This is a genomic window from Mycobacterium sp. IDUB_28 (assembly GCF_055419285.1).
In genome coordinates this window covers 92,551-108,034 of sequence record NZ_JBVAXK010000014.1, presented here as the reverse complement: position 1 = coordinate 108,034, position 15,484 = coordinate 92,551, and the positions used below count along the sequence as shown (strand labels likewise).

The 15,484-nt window shown below is 66.8% G+C and carries 13 protein-coding genes; 8 read left to right on the top strand and 5 right to left on the bottom strand.

Translation table 11 applies throughout. The annotated features are described in order from the left end of the window. Nucleotides 1–1,260: P-type ATPase actuator domain-containing protein (locus ACZYZ9_RS23885; RefSeq protein ID WP_463828656.1), on the bottom strand; the 1,260-nt coding region annotated here is incomplete at its 3' end. Nucleotides 1,261–1,473: 213 nt separating this feature from the next. Continuing rightward, nucleotides 1,474–1,839, bottom strand: coding sequence for a putative copper homeostasis (lipo)protein LpqS (lpqS, locus tag ACZYZ9_RS23880; RefSeq protein WP_133437199.1), 366 nt, complete (start codon nt 1,837–1,839; stop codon nt 1,474–1,476). Nucleotides 1,840–2,465: 626 nt separating this feature from the next. On the opposite strand from lpqS (ACZYZ9_RS23880), the gene ACZYZ9_RS23875 reads away from it, so the two are divergent. The 8 genes from ACZYZ9_RS23875 (at nt 2,466) to ACZYZ9_RS23840 (ending at nt 12,741) form a co-directional block, all read left to right on the top strand. After that, nucleotides 2,466–3,845, top strand: a complete 1,380-nt coding sequence (locus ACZYZ9_RS23875; protein ID WP_133437198.1) for a PPE family protein, SVP subgroup — start codon at nt 2,466–2,468, stop codon at nt 3,843–3,845. Nucleotides 3,846–3,900: 55 nt separating this feature from the next. Then, nucleotides 3,901–5,235, top strand: a complete 1,335-nt coding sequence (locus tag ACZYZ9_RS23870; protein ID WP_133437197.1) for a PPE family protein — start codon at nt 3,901–3,903, stop codon at nt 5,233–5,235. 58 nt (nt 5,236–5,293) lie between these two features. Further along, nucleotides 5,294–5,701, top strand: a complete 408-nt coding sequence (gene lpqS / locus ACZYZ9_RS23865) for a putative copper homeostasis (lipo)protein LpqS (protein ID WP_133437196.1) — start codon at nt 5,294–5,296, stop codon at nt 5,699–5,701. 497 nt (nt 5,702–6,198) lie between these two features. Then, nucleotides 6,199–7,206 (top strand): PPE family protein, encoded by a 1,008-nt coding sequence (locus ACZYZ9_RS23860; protein WP_133437195.1) that lies wholly within the window; start codon nt 6,199–6,201, stop codon nt 7,204–7,206. An 86-nt stretch (nt 7,207–7,292) separates the two neighbouring features. Next, nucleotides 7,293–7,955: a cation efflux transmembrane domain-containing protein gene (locus tag ACZYZ9_RS23855; protein ID WP_133437194.1), complete on the top strand. Its 663-nt coding sequence runs from the start codon at nt 7,293–7,295 to the stop codon at nt 7,953–7,955. 1,898 nt (nt 7,956–9,853) lie between these two features. Further along, the gene (locus ACZYZ9_RS23850; RefSeq protein WP_133437193.1) at nt 9,854–10,135 is read left to right on the top strand and encodes a DUF1490 family protein; all 282 of its coding nucleotides are present in this window, start codon (nt 9,854–9,856) and stop codon (nt 10,133–10,135) included. Nucleotides 10,136–10,145: 10 nt separating this feature from the next. Further along, nucleotides 10,146–12,359 carry a heavy metal translocating P-type ATPase gene (locus ACZYZ9_RS23845; protein WP_133437223.1) on the top strand — a complete coding sequence of 738 codons (2,214 nt, stop codon included), beginning with the start codon at nt 10,146–10,148 and terminating at the stop codon, nt 12,357–12,359. Then, the gene (locus ACZYZ9_RS23840; RefSeq protein WP_240743937.1) at nt 12,352–12,741 is read left to right on the top strand and encodes a DUF732 domain-containing protein; all 390 of its coding nucleotides are present in this window, start codon (nt 12,352–12,354) and stop codon (nt 12,739–12,741) included. Before ACZYZ9_RS23845 ends, ACZYZ9_RS23840 begins: the two co-directional genes overlap by 8 nt. Before the next feature lie 308 nt (nt 12,742–13,049). On the opposite strand, the gene ACZYZ9_RS23835 is transcribed toward ACZYZ9_RS23840, so the two are convergent. The 3 genes from ACZYZ9_RS23835 to ACZYZ9_RS23825 form a co-directional block, all read right to left on the bottom strand. Then, nucleotides 13,050–13,739 carry a YoaK family protein gene (locus ACZYZ9_RS23835; protein WP_133437221.1) on the bottom strand — a complete coding sequence of 230 codons (690 nt, stop codon included), beginning with the start codon at nt 13,737–13,739 and terminating at the stop codon, nt 13,050–13,052. 287 nt (nt 13,740–14,026) lie between these two features. Further along, nucleotides 14,027–14,995 (bottom strand): cation diffusion facilitator family transporter, encoded by a 969-nt coding sequence (locus ACZYZ9_RS23830; protein ID WP_133437192.1) that lies wholly within the window; start codon nt 14,993–14,995, stop codon nt 14,027–14,029. Nucleotides 14,996–15,155: 160 nt separating this feature from the next. Continuing rightward, on the bottom strand, nt 15,156–15,392 hold the full coding sequence (locus tag ACZYZ9_RS23825; RefSeq protein ID WP_133449235.1) for a hypothetical protein: 237 nt from the start codon (nt 15,390–15,392) through the stop codon (nt 15,156–15,158). Nucleotides 15,393–15,484 lie beyond the last annotated feature (92 nt).

Sequence of the window (15,484 nt, the reverse complement as noted above, 5' to 3'; positions counted from 1 at the left end):
GACGAGGCCGGCTATCAGCGGTCGCGCGGCGCGGTCGGCGTGCTGCTTGCCTGCAGCTTCCAGGGTCTGTTCGGCTTGCAGAACGTGCACGATGCGTGCCAGGGAGTTGGTCGAGGCCGTCGCGGTGACCTCGACCCGCAGCGCTGCGTGCCCATTGGTTGTTCCCGCGCGCACGTGGTCCCCGGGTACGGCGACGACCGGCGCTGATTCGCCGGTGATCGCACAAAGATCGAGGGCGCTGCGCCCGGCGCGGATGATGCCATCGGTGGCCAGGCGCTGCCCGGGTTGGACGATCATCTGATCACCGACGCGCAAATCCGCAGCGGCTACCACCGTCTGCGTACCGTTCCGCTCGACCGTGGCGTGATCTGGGGCCAGCGAGAGCAGTGCCTGCAGGCTGCGGCGCTCGCGTGCGGCGGAGTACTCATCCAAGCCCTCGGTCATCGACAGCAGACATGCCAACTTGGCGACGCCGCCAATGTCGCCGAGTCCGACGGCACCGAGCGCAGCGGTAACGGTCAGGGTGTCCGCGCCGACGCGGCCTCGGCTCAATCCTTTGAGGGTAGGAGGCACGAACGTCGAAGCCCCTAGCGCCAGCGCGAGGACCTTCAATCCCAGCGTCACGGGCTTGAGCGGAATGATCCACGTAGACAGGGCCGAGGCGGTCAACAGCGTCGCAGAGCACGCTGCTCGCTGCAGTTTGACGTTCTTCCACAGCGGTTGCGGACCGCCGGTGCTGTCCTCGGCGTCACGCTGAGCTGCAATGCTGCTCAGCGCGGTAGGAGCAGCCGGTGACGAGTCATCGCGGTGACCGGCGAGCACTCGCGCTGTCCAGCCGATGAGGTGCTGTAAGGCCCCCGGCTCACTGTCATCCGCGGACTGCCGGACACGGGAAGGTGCCGACATGATTGAGAGGTGTTCCTGGTCTTCGATGGCGGACAGGATGGCCGCACTGGTGCAGCACGCCGAGGAATACCAGATCACCATTGATGCGGTTTTGGGGTACATCTGCACGTCCCGGACTCCGGTGAGGCGCCCGACGATGTCCTGGACCCTGCGTGCGCGGGCCTGGTCGAGTCGAGACCCGCTGAAGCGCAGGCGGATTCGGCCGGCAGCGGCCGCTACGATGGTGAGGGACACCGCGCTGTCGGGGTGCGTGCTGGTGCTGACGGAGTGCGTGCTTGTGGTGGGTAGGTGCGTGCTGGTGGGGTCCGGGTGCGTGCTGGTGGTGTCGGGGTGACTAACTGTGGTGGTGAACATCATGAGCCTTTCAAGTGGTGATAGGACCGCCATCGACGGGGATTCATCCCACCCAGGCGGTTTGTCGTCTGACCGGCTGCCTCATTAGCGATCTGCCAGGCCGACGGCCGATCGTGAGATCAGCGGTAAGCACCAGCGTCGCAATGGGGGTCCGTGAAGAAGTGAATGATCACCGACCGTCGGCGCAAGGCACGACGACCTGCCGCTGACCGGTCAGCGACGCGACAAGCAGAATCGCGCCAAGATGTCTTGCCCGGCGTCCACGAGCGCCGAGCCATGAGGACCGTGCCCGCCCAGCGCGCCGGCCCGGGCCCATCCAGCCACGACCGCACCCAGCGCTGCGGCTGCGCCGCCGATCACCCACGCCGCAGCCGATCGTGGCATCGCCGTCACCGACAGCGGCTCGTGATGGTCGGTGGGCGACCTCTTGTGCACATGCTGGTTATCGGTGTCGGATGCGGAGTGAGCACTCGGGGATCTCGCCGGCGCCTGCGGTGCGGGGCGGGCGCTGAGCTGCAAACAGAGCACGCTGCTGTGGGTGCCGTCATGGGCGCCGAGGACAACGACTGCCAACGCCATCCATGCTGCTGTCAGCGCAGCGACGAGGTAGCGCTTTTGTGAGTTTCGACTAACGGCCTCACATTTCATGACTCTTCGACGCTAGCACTCCAGGAGAGATTGGTCAGGTCCTGACGTCGCGGCTTTGCTGTTTTCATCCGCTGTTCAGCGCGCGCTCACTGAACCTGCCCCGCCCGATCCCGACCGGTATCTCGTGCGCGCCTGAAAACCTGCACGTATGTCGCGTTGTGGGCGTTGCGGATCATCGCGGTGCTGCTCACCGGTCGTCTCTCGACCTTCAACGCCCCGCTCACCCGGCAGCGGATCAGTCAGGCAACGCGATCCCCGCTAGCGGGCCGGCCAATCCGAAAACGACAATCATATTTAGGTATGCGCATGTATGCATTTTCTGTTTAACTATCGGGGAAAAGCAGATCTGTCCCTGGGTGCGTGTGATGACGCCAGGACAGTCAGGAGCAGAGAGAATGAACTCAACTCCGTTGACCCGCAACGGTTGTGAGGTTGCCTGATGACGAGCCACACCGGACAGCGGCGCCCCCCCGGAGCGGGGGTGACCCGTTCTTCGGACCTCGTTGGCGTCGGCGGGGTCCGGCCTTGGCCGCGGTGACGTAGAGGAGCAACGAGCCATGGATTTCGCGAGCTTTCCGCCGGAGGTCAATTCCGCCCGGATGTATACCGGCGCCGGGTCCGCACCACTGTTGGTCGCGGCCCAGGCGTGGGATGTGCTTGCCGCCGAACTACATTCGACAGCGAGCTCCTACCAGGCGGTGGTCGCGGAACTGACCGCCGGAACCTGGCTGGGGCCGGCGTCGGCGTCGATGAGCGCCGCGGCCGCAACGTTTGTGGCGTGGTTGCGGGCCACTGCCGCCCAGGCCGAAGAGACCAGCGCTCAGGCCAGTTCCGCGGCGGCCGCCTATCAGAGCGCGTTCTCGGCGACGGTGGCGCCACAGCTGGTGGCGGCCAACCGCAGTCGGCTGATGACCCTGATCGCGACCGACATATTCGGTAGAAACACCCCGGCGATCGCGGCCACCGAAGCCCAGTACGCAATGATGTGGGCCCAGGACGTGGCGGCGATGTACGGCTACGCGGCCTCGTCAGCGTCGGCGACGGCGCTGACACCGTTCACCCCACCCCAGCAGACCACCAACCCGGTCGGCGTGGCCAACCAGGCCGCCGCCGCCCCGACCAGTGGTGTCGCGGAAAGCACTGTCCAACAGGTCTTCTCCGCGGTGCCCAGCGAGCTGCAGCGCGCTGCCGCCGCGGCGGTCCCGGTGAACGCGGACTCCCTCGGCACGTTGGCTGACCTGTTCACCATTTCCTTCGGCATCACCGCGGCCCTGGCCACCTTTGCGGTCGGCGTGCCGTCCGGGGTGGTCGGGGTGATCGGTCTTCCGGTGTCCATCATCGGCGCCGAGACGGGTATTCACACCGACGAGATCATCAGCGGTTGGCAGGGCGAGGAACCGTTTCCCGGTGATGCGCCGGCGCCGGTGAGGCCGTTCCCGGCGCCGCTGCTCAACTTGCCGGAAGGAACGGTGCCCAGCGTCGAGGCCGGTCTGGGCGAGGCCGGCACTGTCGGCGCGTTGTCCGTGCCGGCGGCCTGGACTGTTGCCACCCCGGCGGTGCGCGCTGTCGCGGTCACGCTGCCGGCGCTGCCCGGGACCCCTTCTGCCGCTGCCGTCCCCGCGGCAGCAGACGGGGTGGCCGGCACGCTCAGCGAGATGGCCCTGGCGGGGATGGCCGGGCGGGCCGTGGCCGCCACGGTGGGCACCGGCGCCGCAAGGGTGGCGCACCGCACCCGTGCGACAGCACGCGCCACCACGGGTGCGGTCAGCGTCGATGAGGCGGACACGGGCGCGAAAGACACCGTGCCGCAGGAGAATCCCCGCGTGGTGGTGACGGGCGTAGCTGCGGAACTCCGCGAATTCACCAAGCTACGCGACGAGGGGATTTTGTCCGACGAGGAATACGCCGAGCAGAAGAACCTTCTGCTGGGTCGCTAACGCCCCACTGTCGTTTGCCGAACACGTCGGTCATCGGGAAGAGGTTTGTGTGGTCATGGATTTCGGGATCTATCCGCCGGAGATCAACTCCGGCCGGATGTATACCGGTCCGGGACCGGGGCCGATGCTGGCCGCAGCCCAGGCGTGGGGCAGCGTGGCTGACGAGCTGTACGCGACGGTGACCGGATTTGCGTCGGCGGTGGCCGAACTGACCGAGGGGGCGTGGTCGGGTCCGTCGTCGGCGGCGATGAGTGCCGCCGCCCAGCGCTATGTCCAGTGGCTCAGCGCCACCGCCGCGCACGCCGAGGAAACTGCCGTCCAGGCCCGCACAGCGGCCGCCGCGTTCGAGGCGGCATTCGCCGCCACGGTCCCGCCACCGGAGGTCGCCGCCAACCGCGCCCTGCTGGCAGTGCTGGTGGCCTCGAACTTTTTGGGTCAGAACACACCGGCGATCGCGGCCACCGAGGCCGTCTACGCCCAGATGTGGGCGCAGGACACGCTGGCGATGTACACCTACGCGGGGTCGTCGGCAGCTGCGGTCGTACTCAGCCCGTTTCGCTCCCCACAACAGAGCGCCGACCCGGGCGCGGCGGCCAACCCCGCCGCCACCGTCGGCCACACCGGCACCTTTGCCGGCACCGCATTGGACCCCATATCGGTGGTGCCGCAGGCGTTGTCCGCGGCGGCGGCACCGGCCCCGGCTGAAACGCTCAGCCTGTTGGCCAGCGTCAGCTCGATCCTTTTCATTGCCCCCAGCGACATCAGTGGTCTCGCTGTGCTCGTACCGACCGATCTGCTGACGACCTTCGGCGACTTTCCCGCCTCCGCGTTCAACACACTGTCGGGCCTCATCGACGATGACACGGTCAGCGGCTGGGACGGCAAGGCATCCTGGCCAGATACCGGATCAGCACCCGTGCAGCCGTTCCGCGCGACCCTTCCGGCTCTACCCACCGGCCGGTTTCCCGCGCCGACGATATCGGCGACCCTGGGCCAGGCACACGCGGTCGGCGGCTTATCGGTGCCGTCGAGCTGGACGCCGGCCGCACCCGAAGTGCGCACTGCGGCGTTCACTACATCTCTGACCGCCGACCCGTCGCAGATTGCGGCGGCGCTGGCCGGGCAGGCCACGGCCGGACCACCCGCCGTCGGCAGCACCCCCAACGGCACACGCGCCACCCCCGCGCGGCCGGCCGGGTCCGCTGCCGGCACACCGGCGCAGGCGGACGTCGACGTGTCGCCCGCACCGCGCACCGTCATGACCGGAGTCGCGGCCGCGATCCGCGACATCGCCCGACAGCGCGCCGAGGGACAGCTCAGCGAACACGACTACGCCGAGCACAAGAAGCGCCTACTCGCCATCTCCGGCGGACACCGGCCACTGGCCTAGCCGCCACCCGCCCGGTCAGCGGTCAACACAGATGAACCGGTGCTAAATTCGACTTAACATGTTCTCCAGCAGGCGTATCCGGTCGCCGCTGCGATCGGTGGTCGCGATCGCAGCGATCTTGTGGCTGCTGATCGGCGGCACCGCCCAGTTCGAGCACACCGCGCCGGCAACGCCCGACACCGCCCACGCCGTACTGACCTCCTTCACCGGGGCTGCCGTCGTCAACGGTGATCCCATGCATCTCAAACAGTTTCCGCTACCGCAATGCCCGAAGGCATTCGCTGCGGGAATCCTGCCCCCACTGGCACCGGCGTTGATCGCACTCGGCATGCTCGCGGCGCTGATCGCCGTCGCGAGCCGCAGCGGCGAGCACACGCCGGCGTCCGGACGAAGCCCGCCACGACGGCACATCCCTGCTCACCATGGTCGAGCACTGTTGACCTCTTTGTGCGTGGCGCGCCGCTGAGTCGCTGGCGTCATGTCGTTGGGCCGTGCACGCTGCCCTGAGATCGTTGACGCGCCCGTGGCCGCGCACTCAATCACCGCGGCTGCGGACTCCTGGCGTCGTCGCATTCTCAGCTGAACCCTGCACAACGCGGCACGGGCCCTCTCACGTGACTCCTGCCCCGACGCGCGGACCGTGCTGCCAATTCGGCATCTCCGCATAGCGCGTAATCCGCGCGGGACGGGCCTGATCGTCCACCCAAAAGCCCACCGCGTGAAGGACATTCATGTTCACCCACCCCGTCGCGAACCCTGCGCCGACAACGCCCGCTTACACCCTGTCGCCGTACCGCTCCCCCGTCGACCCGCGCTGCAATTGCGCTGCCGCCGCCCTGCGCGCCCACGCAATCCCCAGTGCCGGCAGTGTCGCCGTGCGCTGCCCGACTGCACACGTCGCCACGCCCCGGCAGCGTCCGCCGCTGCTTACCCCGCCCGCCCGGTCAGCGTGAGGGCCAGACCATGGATTTTGGATTGCTACCGCCTGAAGTCAACTCCAACAGGATGTTTCGCGGTCCGGGATCACAGCCGATGCTGGCCGCGGCCACCGCGTGGAATGCGCTGGGATCGGCGCTGTATTCCACCGAGATCTCCTTCGTCTCAGCAATCTCGGGCCTGCGCAGCGAGGTGTGGCACGGGCCCGCGGCCACATCGATGGCCGAGGCGATCCGGCCGCTGTTGGCCTGGATCGCCACAGCGTCCATCCGCGCGCACCACACCGCAGCCCAAGCCAGGTCGGCCGTCGCCGCCTACGAAACCGCGTTGACGGCCATGGTGGTGCCGACCCAGGTCACCGAGAACCGCGCCCGGCTCCGTGCGCTGGCCGCGGCCAACCGCCTCGCTCAATGCACACCGGCGATTGCCGCGGTGGAAGCACGCTACAGCGAGATGTGGGCACAGGACGCCCACGCGATGTACCGGTACGCACGCCACGCCGCGATGGCGACGCGACTGCTGGCCTTCCCGGTGCCCGACGCCGCGGGGACCCCGGCCGCTGACAGCGGCAGGTCGGCGCCACCCGGCGTCCAGGCAGCGCTGTACGGGGCGGTACCGCAGGCACTGGACCGGCTCGCCACACCCACGGCGCCGGACGAACCCCTGTCGGCGCCGGGCACCGTTGATGATCCCGCGGATTGGGACTCCTCGAGTACGGCGTCGCCGATGTCAGCGGTCGCCGCGCTGGCCTCAGAGATCGCCGAACCCGACACCGGTCGCCGCGGCACACGCGGTCTGCCGCTGCCGCTGCCGGTGCAGGCGTGGTTCAACGGGTGCCCCGCGCCCGGGGGTCGGCGTCTGCGCGCTACCTGCACGCCGGCGACACCCGACACACAGTCCCACCTCGGGCCCGCGGCCACGGTCGGCGGGCTCTCGGTCCCGCAAGCCTGGGTCGACACAGCACCACCGCGGCCCGCGGCGATCGTTCACCTGCTCGCCAGCCGCTTCACCCCCACACCCCATCGAACCCCGTAGAACACCCCCGACCACGCAATCCGGCGCAGGCCCGAAGCTCACGCGCCGACATCTCGCCCACTTCGCTTGGAGAAACCGATATCACTATGGACGACACCTGTTCCACCACACACGACGTCACACCCCACACCGCTCCGGTGCGCGGAGCGCACTGGCACCGCGACGCCCGCTGGGCCCGCCGGCTGTCCTGGATCAGCCTGACCCTCATCGTCGCTGAAGGAGCCGTCGGGCTATGGCAAGGCATCACCTCCGGATCCATCGCGCTGACCGCGTGGGCCCTGGGCAGTGCCCCCGAGGCGCTGGCCAGCCTGGTCGTGATCTGGCGATTCAGCGGCGCACGGACCCTGTCCGATACCGCCGAATCACATGCTCAGCGCGGCGTCGCGGTGTCGTTCTGGCTTACCGCCCCCTATGTTGCCGCCGAATCCGTGCATCACCTCATCAGCGACCACGAACCTCACATCACCACCCTGGCCATCACGGTCACCGCCGCCGCGCTACTGCAGATGCCCATCCTCGGCTGGGCCCAGCACACCTTGGGCGCCCGCCTCAAGTCCGCGGCCACCATCGGAAAAGGCACCCAGAACTATCTGTGCGCCGCGCAAGCCGCCACCGTATTCATCGGTCTGGCAGCGACCGCGGTATGGCCCGACGGCTGGTTCCTGGACCCAGCGATCGGCCTCGGTATCGCCGGCATCGGTGTCTGGCAAGGAGTACGGGCCTGGCGCGGACACAACTGCGGATGCTGACCGCGACGAATCGGGCAGAACCAGTTACCGATCACAGGTTCATAGCCACTTCGCGTGACCGTACATTCGCGTATGCGCTTCGGACGCGACGCTTTCTGAATGTGCTGTCGATGTTTTCAGCCGCTGCGCATCGACAGTGCCGCCTCCGGCGCAGGGTGTTGAGGACCTCACAACTGGTTGTCGATGCAAGCAATCACCAGGGTGGCTAGCGCTGCGACTCGCCTCTCCTTCGGCGGTTCGGTTTTTGGTAGGCGTGCCAGACCTGGAAACGGTGGGCGCTTCCCGCACACGGATTCGGGACGGTCGTCGCACGCTGGTTGACGAGGGGTGCTCCAGGGTCGACCGCAGAGCCGGGTAATGTTCCCGCGCGCGGATCCGCCGCTGCCACCGACGGCGGCCCCGCCCGCGGAGATGGTGGTCGCGTTACCGCCGGATCCGCCCGCGCCTGTGCCGCCGCCACCACCGTCACCGCCCGTCGCCATGGCCTTCGATGTGTCGCAGCGCCGCGGTGGGGGTGAATTCCGACAGCGGCGTTATCGCTGAGGCCGATTCGGACCCTAATGGCACGCGCCGGTATCCCGCAAGATTTGTGTTAACGGTTTTCATTTGCACTATGCAAAATCGGTGTGGATTGCTGCACGTGCTTCGCTATCAGCCAAAGACAATGAATGTCATGTGCAGAAAGTAACCAGCAGAGAAGGGAGCGACCCGCGTTTCGTTGCGAATATTGGTGCCACGGAACTTTGTGTCAGCATATCGACAGCGAGATACGGCAATGCCTGCCCGCCGATTTTCTCGGGCACTCCTTCTCAATTACCGGCACGCCCCCGTGAGGCGGCATTGGCGAATTGCCGCGCGACCTGAAGTCGTTGTGAAACGACGGCACTTGCCGAGCCCGACCCCGCGGGCCATGCCCCTGCCCGGCCACCGACCGGTTGAGACACTGACGGTCAATCGCGAGCCATGGGTTTATCGGCCAGCATGCACGTGTGTTGCCCATCGGCGCCGATGACGCCGGCCCTCTGTGCCCGGCGTCGTCAGACACCCCCCCGCGCCCTCACGCCCTGACCTGGACCAGGCTGCGTCGACTCGGCGCTGGCAGCTGCGCTGGGGCACGTTGCGGGGACGGAAAGCGCGCGGGTCGATGTCGACGTCGACCGATCCGCCGACGCAAGTCTGGGCGGGGCATTTGCCAGCCAAGCGATCCGCGCGACCGCGGACTCGAACCCCAGCGCGGTCCGCGACCACGCCCGGCGCGTGGCGACTGCCACGACAAATCGCAGCGACGACCAGCTGCGGCTGGCGAGACCTTCATGGTGAAATGTGACACCGCTCCGCCCGGAAAAGCCCCAGAGTGTTCTCACCACCATCGCCGTGACGCCAGACTTTTGCGTTCGCCGGCGATTGTGGCTGCACGCGACTCCACTCGTCTGTCTTCGTGCGTGGCTTAGCGCAACGATTCAGTGTGGCACCGAGAGCGAATATGATCAATGGATCGCCGAACGGGCGGCGTTTCCCGCATATGTGTACCATGAGATATATATGCGACCGATAGGCGCGCGCCATCGTAAACAACGTCAGCGCATCAGAAGGAAATGATTATCATGTGCCTCCAAGAGGCCGCTCTGATTTCTGGACCAACGCCGTGAGTCAACCGCTTTTCGATCATGGTTTTCACATCCAACACATATCCCAAATGCGACAACATCGGAGCATCGGGAAAAATGCGCTCCCTAGAAATGATTGTCATTACGGCAACGATGCGGGTTCTCGTGCGACGACGCGATTTCGCATATCAGTAAATTAATCAAGATATGTCGATATTGCTATATATTTCGGCTACGGTCGGCGGTAGGTAAACAGCAGGTGCCGGTCAGGCAGCGACGAAGGAGGACACGATGATTCCGCAGGTGTTGGCGGGCAAGGTCGCGGGAACGGTTTTCACCGGTTTGGTGGGGGTCAGTGCCTATGAGGTGGTCCGCAAGGCGGTGGGTAAGGCGCCGGTGCGCCGGACCACGGTGGCGGTCACGACGTTGGGTTTGCGCGGAACACGCCGGGCCGAGGTGGCCGCGGAATCTGCGCGGTTGAAGATGGCCGATGTCGTGGCCGAGGCGCGTGGCCGTCTCGGTGAGGAGTCTCAGCCGCCGGCGGCTGTGGCGGCTCACGATCACGACCACTGATCGGGTGATGATGGTGGGTGCCGATGATGCCGACACGGTCGTCGTATCGGATGCCGCGGGGCGGATGCGAGTCCAGGTGCCCTGGGTCCGCAACGACGCGCGGCGGGCGGTCGCGGTGGAGGAGTCCGTCGGCCGCCGGGGTGGTGTCCGGGCAGTGCACGCGTATCCGCTGACCGGGTCCGTGGTGGTGTGGTATTCACCGACACGCTGCGATCGTGTCGCGCTGCAGGCGGCCATCGGCGAGGCGCGAGCTGTTGCCGCAGAGCTGATTCCGTCCCGCACACCGCGCTCGGCGGACGTCCGCAATACCGAGGTGCTGCGGATCGTGATCGGCGGGCTGGCCCTGTTTCTGCTCGGTGTGCGCCGCTACGGATTGCGCCGGCCTCCGCTGCTAGGCGCCAACGGGCAGATGGTCGCGACCGGGGCGACCATATTCATGGGTTATCCGTTCTTCCGGGGTGCGTTGCGTTCACTGCGCGACGGGCGGGCGGGCACCGATACGTTGGTGACCGCGGCCACGGTGGCCAGCATGGTGCTGCGGGAGAACGTGGTGGCCCTGACCGTGCTGTGGCTGCTCAACATCGGCGAGTATCTGCAGGATCTGACGCTGCGGCGCACGCGGCGCGCCATCTCGGATCTGCTGCGCGGTACCGCGGACACGGCGTGGATTCGCACCGACGGCGACACCGAAGTGCAGGTGGCGATCGACACCTTGCAGATCGGTGACGAGGTGGTGATCCATGAGCATGTCGCCATCCCGGTCGATGGCAAGGTGATCGACGGTGTGGCGGTCGTGGACCAGTCCGCGATCACCGGCGAAACCCTGCCGGTCAGCATCAGTGCCGGCGCCACCGTGCACGGTGGTTCGGTGGTGATGCGCGGCAGGCTGGTGGTACGCGCCACCGCGGTGGGCAACGAAACCACCATCGGCCGCATCATTTCCCGGGTCGAAGAGGCCCAGCACGACCGCGCCCCGATCCAGACCGTCGGCGAGAACTTCTCCCGGCGCTTCGTCCCCATCTCGTTCCTTGTTTCGGCGATCACGCTGGCCGTGACCGGGGATGTGCGGCGCGCGATGACGATGCTGCTGATCGCCTGCCCCTGCGCGGTGGGTCTGTCCACGCCGACGGCGATCAGCGCGGCGATCGGTAACGGCGCCCGGCGCGGGATCCTGATCAAGGGAGGATCCCACCTCGAGCGGGCCGGTCACATCGATGCGATCGTCTTCGACAAGACCGGAACCCTGACCATCGGGCGCCCCGTGGTCACCAACATCGTTGCCCTGCACAAAGACTGGGAGCCTGAGCAGATCCTCGCCTACGCGGCCAGCTCGGAGATCCACTCGCGGCACCCACTGGCGGAGGCGGTGATCCGCTCCACCACCGAACGCCACATCGCCATCCCGCCGCACGAGCAGTGCGAGGTGCTGGTCGGGTTGGGCATGCGCACCTGGGCGGACGGCCGGGTTCTGCTGCTGGGCAGCCCGACACTGCTACGCGAAGAGAAGGTCCGGGTCTCGGCGAAGGCCACCGAGTGGGTCAACAAGCTCCGCGCGCAGGCTGAGGTGCCGTTGCTGCTGGCCGTGGACGGCACGCTCGTCGGTGTCATCAGCCTGCGCGACGAGATCCGGCCCGAGGCCGCCGAGGTGCTCAACCGGTTGCGCCACAACGGAGTCCGCCGCATCGTCATGTTGACCGGTGACCATCCCGACACCGCCGAGGTGGTCGCGCGCGAACTGGAGATCGACGAATGGCGCGCGCAGGTGATGCCGGAGGACAAGCTCGCCGCAGTCCATAAACTTCAGAGCGAAGGGCATGTGGTGGCGATGGTGGGCGACGGGGTCAACGACGCCCCGGCGCTGGCGACCGCCGATCTGGGTATTGCGATGGGCCTGGCCGGCACCGATGTCGCGGTGGAGACCGCCGATATCGCCCTGGCCAACGACAACCTGCGGCGGCTGCTCGATGTCCCTGATTTGGGCGCCGAGGCGGTCAAGGTCATCCGACAGAACTACGGGATGTCCATCGCGGTCAACGCCGTCGGCCTGCTGATCGGTGCCGGTGGAGCATTGTCGCCGGTACTGGCCGCGATCCTGCACAACGCGTCGTCGGTGGCCGTGGTCACCAACAGCTCGCGGCTGATCCGGTATCGGCTCACCAACGGGCGGCCACAGCTCACGCCCGCCGAGGGCGACATCAAGGAGTTGGCCTGCGCCGGTGACTAATTCACCCACCAGCGACCGGGAGCGGGGTTCCTCCATCCACAGGCTCCTGTCGCGCCGGCAGGTGGGCTCCGCGATGTCGTTGCTGATCGGCGCGGTGCTGCTGCCGTTCGCCGCTGTCCTCGCGTCCCCGCCGGCCGCAGCCGATGGCACCGACGATGCGTTCATCGCAGCCCTGCAGCGACACGGGATTACCGTCGCCAACCCCAACACCGCGATCGCGACAGCGCACAGCGTGTGCAGCGATCTGGACGCAGGGCGGTCGCGGACATCACTGGTGCTGCCGCTGGCCAAAGCCGCCAACCTCACCGCCCATGAAGCGGGCTTTTTCGTCGGCGTCACCGTTGCTTCTTTCTGCCCGCAGTACGCCGACGACGCCGGATAGTCAGCGGCCTCGCTGTCACGTAGAGTTCTGCATCGGAGAGGGCCTGGCCCTGGCCTTCGCCCTGTGACCGATGACCACCCGCAGGTGGGAGTCTCCGGTGGGTATGGCGGCGGTCCGCCTTTCCTCCCGGCGGAGTGAACGAATCCTTCACCAACAACCGGATTGAGAGGTCCCCGGCGGGCGGTGTGCATGCCTGCCGAGACTCTGAGATCCGCCGGTCGTCGTTGCCGCGGCACGGACCGACAACCCCCTCGAACGGCGGCCGTCCGCGCTGTCGGAACCTCGATGCTCGACGCGGTGAGTGAGACTTACCTCAAGGCGCGGCGGTCGGCGTGAAAGTGCGTGTAGGCGCTCGTCAGCACACACACCGCGGCGGCGGCGGCGAGCATCTGGGATCCACTGACGATCAGGCTGATACCTCCGCCGGTCGCAGCGCCGGCGATGAAGCTCCCCCACAGCAGGAAATATCCGAGCCAGTCGGTGGCGCGTCCGCCGCTGAGGTGACGTTCGATGCCCTGGCCCAGTTTGACCAGCGTGCCCGTGGCGTAGCTCAGCGGGATCGACACCTCACCGTTGCTGACGAACGAGGTGTTCAATGCGCCGATCCCGAAGGCAACGAACAACACCGGCACGAAAGACACGTTGGTGGTCGACCATCCATCCACCTGGACGTCCACGACAGCGGCCAGCACCAGAAATGCCGCGGCCAGCACGGTGGGGCCGTGCGGGTGATTCAGCCACAGATGCCGCCGACACAGCGACGCGATGACCACGCCGGTGACGAATGACACCAGCAACAGACCCGCGGTGATCGACAGCCACTGCTCATTGCGGAAGACTCCCAGCACCGCCCGCTCGCTGTTACCGGTCATGAACGTGACGAAGTAGCCCGCCGAGTGCGTGAAAGCCGCAGCACCGATCAGCCCCGCCACTGCCGCCAGGATCCACGACAACCGGGCCTCACGGGAGAACACGTCGCCCACCGCACGCGGCCGCATCACTAGTTGCTGCTGATCCGATCGCGCACCTCGACGGTCAGCCAGCACCACCTCAATGTCGCTGGGATCCAGTACGGCCCGCCCGCACCCACTGCATTTGCGCACGCTGACCCCGAGCAGCGGCCGCGCACCAGCGGGATCCAAGCATCGCTCACAGAGCCGTGTGCCTCCCACGCCGTGTGGTTGCTCGGTAGCCATCTGCCTGGTGTGCCTTTCTGTGAAATTCCTCGACTGCCGTTGACGAATCCAGGACCTCGCCCGCCGGGCAGCCCGGCGTGAACCAGCGCTTACCCGTTCGCGGAGCGGTGCACTGGGCCGTGCGCATCGTCGCAGTGCGGGTCCCCCTCGGCGACGCCGGCGTCGACGGACTTCGCCTGATCGAGTTGCAATGTGGTGTGGGTGATCGCGTATTCATGGGCCAGCAGGTGCGCCAAATCGGTCCGGGTCGCGTGGTAGTCGCAGCCGGGGGCGATGATCACGTGGGCCGACAACGCCGGCGTACCGGACGTGATCTCCCAGACGTGCAAATCGTGGACTTCGATGACCGCGTCGTGATCGGCCATGGCCCGTCCGATCAGCTCGGGATCCATGTCCGCGGGCGCAGCCTCGAGGAAGACCAGGCTCGCCGCGCGCACCAGCCCGATGCCGGCGCGCAGCATCAGCGCCACCACGATCAAGGTAGCGATCGCGTCCGCACGCGCAAAGCCGGTGACCACGATGACGACCCCGGCCACCGCGGTGGCGATGAAGGCGAACAAATCGTTCAGAATGTGCTGGAACGCGCCCTCAACATTGAGGCTGGATCGGTTGGCGCGGCTGATCATCCACGTCGCCGCGATATTGATGACCACACCCACCAGCGCAGTGATCAACACCAGCATGCCGGTCACCTGGGGTGGCTCGATCAACCGCCGGACCGCCTCGTAGCCGAGCCAGCCCGCCAACACCAGCAACGTCATACCGTTGGTTTGGGCGGAGAGGATCTCCACCCGCTTCCATCCGTACGTCATGCGCCCGGCTGCCGGCCGCGCCGCAAGCCGAATCGCCCACAGTGCCAGCGCAATAGAGGCAGCGTCGGTCAGCATGTGCGCAGCATCGGAGAGCAGCGCCAGGGATCCGGCGATGATCCCGACGACCACCTCACCGATCATGAACGCAGTAATCACCGCTAACGCGCCGGACAACCAGCGCTGGTCGGCGTCCGGCGACGCGTGCCCGTGCCCGTGTGCATGCCCGTGACCATGACCAGCGCCCATGACTACCGCCTTCCTCGATGCGTCCCGTGTTCACCGGACACACGACTCAACATATGCAGAGATTGCAATGTATGCAATAACCGTTGGGGAGACGACGGGTGAACGGACGGGAAAATCCGCGTCGCCGCGGTCCGTACCAGCGCGGTGCGCAGCTGCCCGGTCAGCTGACGTTGGGGTAGAGGCCAAGCAGCTCGGCAGGGGTGACGAGTTCCCCCTCCTGCACGCCGAGCTCGATTTCCTTACGCAGCGTTGGGCTGCCGGCCGCATGTTGCTCCTGACAGAGGCAACTCAGCGACTCAAATGGTGAAGGCATCGCGGCTGCCAGCGAAGCACACGCAATAGCTGCCGTCACGGCCATTGCGGAACAAGCGGAAATGGTAACGGTTTTCGTAATCATCAATTGGTTACTTTCGAATCGGTTACCCAATGTACTGTAGTCGATTTTCCTCAGCAGGAAACATGTGCCTCAGTATTGAGCCCGGCAGTCGC

Coding starts and splice junctions, on each gene's coding strand:
- lpqS (WP_133437199.1), bottom strand. CDS start 1,839: ATGGCGTTGGCAGTCGTTGTCCTCGGCGCCCATGACGGCACCCACAGC.
- ACZYZ9_RS23875 (WP_133437198.1), top strand. CDS start 2,466: ATGGATTTCGCGAGCTTTCCGCCGGAGGTCAATTCCGCCCGGATGTAT.
- ACZYZ9_RS23870 (WP_133437197.1), top strand. CDS start 3,901: ATGGATTTCGGGATCTATCCGCCGGAGATCAACTCCGGCCGGATGTAT.
- lpqS (WP_133437196.1), top strand. CDS start 5,294: ATGTTCTCCAGCAGGCGTATCCGGTCGCCGCTGCGATCGGTGGTCGCG.
- ACZYZ9_RS23860 (WP_133437195.1), top strand. CDS start 6,199: ATGGATTTTGGATTGCTACCGCCTGAAGTCAACTCCAACAGGATGTTT.
- ACZYZ9_RS23855 (WP_133437194.1), top strand. CDS start 7,293: ATGGACGACACCTGTTCCACCACACACGACGTCACACCCCACACCGCT.
- ACZYZ9_RS23850 (WP_133437193.1), top strand. CDS start 9,854: ATGATTCCGCAGGTGTTGGCGGGCAAGGTCGCGGGAACGGTTTTCACC.
- ACZYZ9_RS23845 (WP_133437223.1), top strand. CDS start 10,146: ATGGTGGGTGCCGATGATGCCGACACGGTCGTCGTATCGGATGCCGCG.
- ACZYZ9_RS23835 (WP_133437221.1), bottom strand. CDS start 13,739: ATGCGGCCGCGTGCGGTGGGCGACGTGTTCTCCCGTGAGGCCCGGTTG.
- ACZYZ9_RS23830 (WP_133437192.1), bottom strand. CDS start 14,995: ATGGGCGCTGGTCATGGTCACGGGCATGCACACGGGCACGGGCACGCG.
- ACZYZ9_RS23825 (WP_133449235.1), bottom strand. CDS start 15,392: ATGATTACGAAAACCGTTACCATTTCCGCTTGTTCCGCAATGGCCGTG.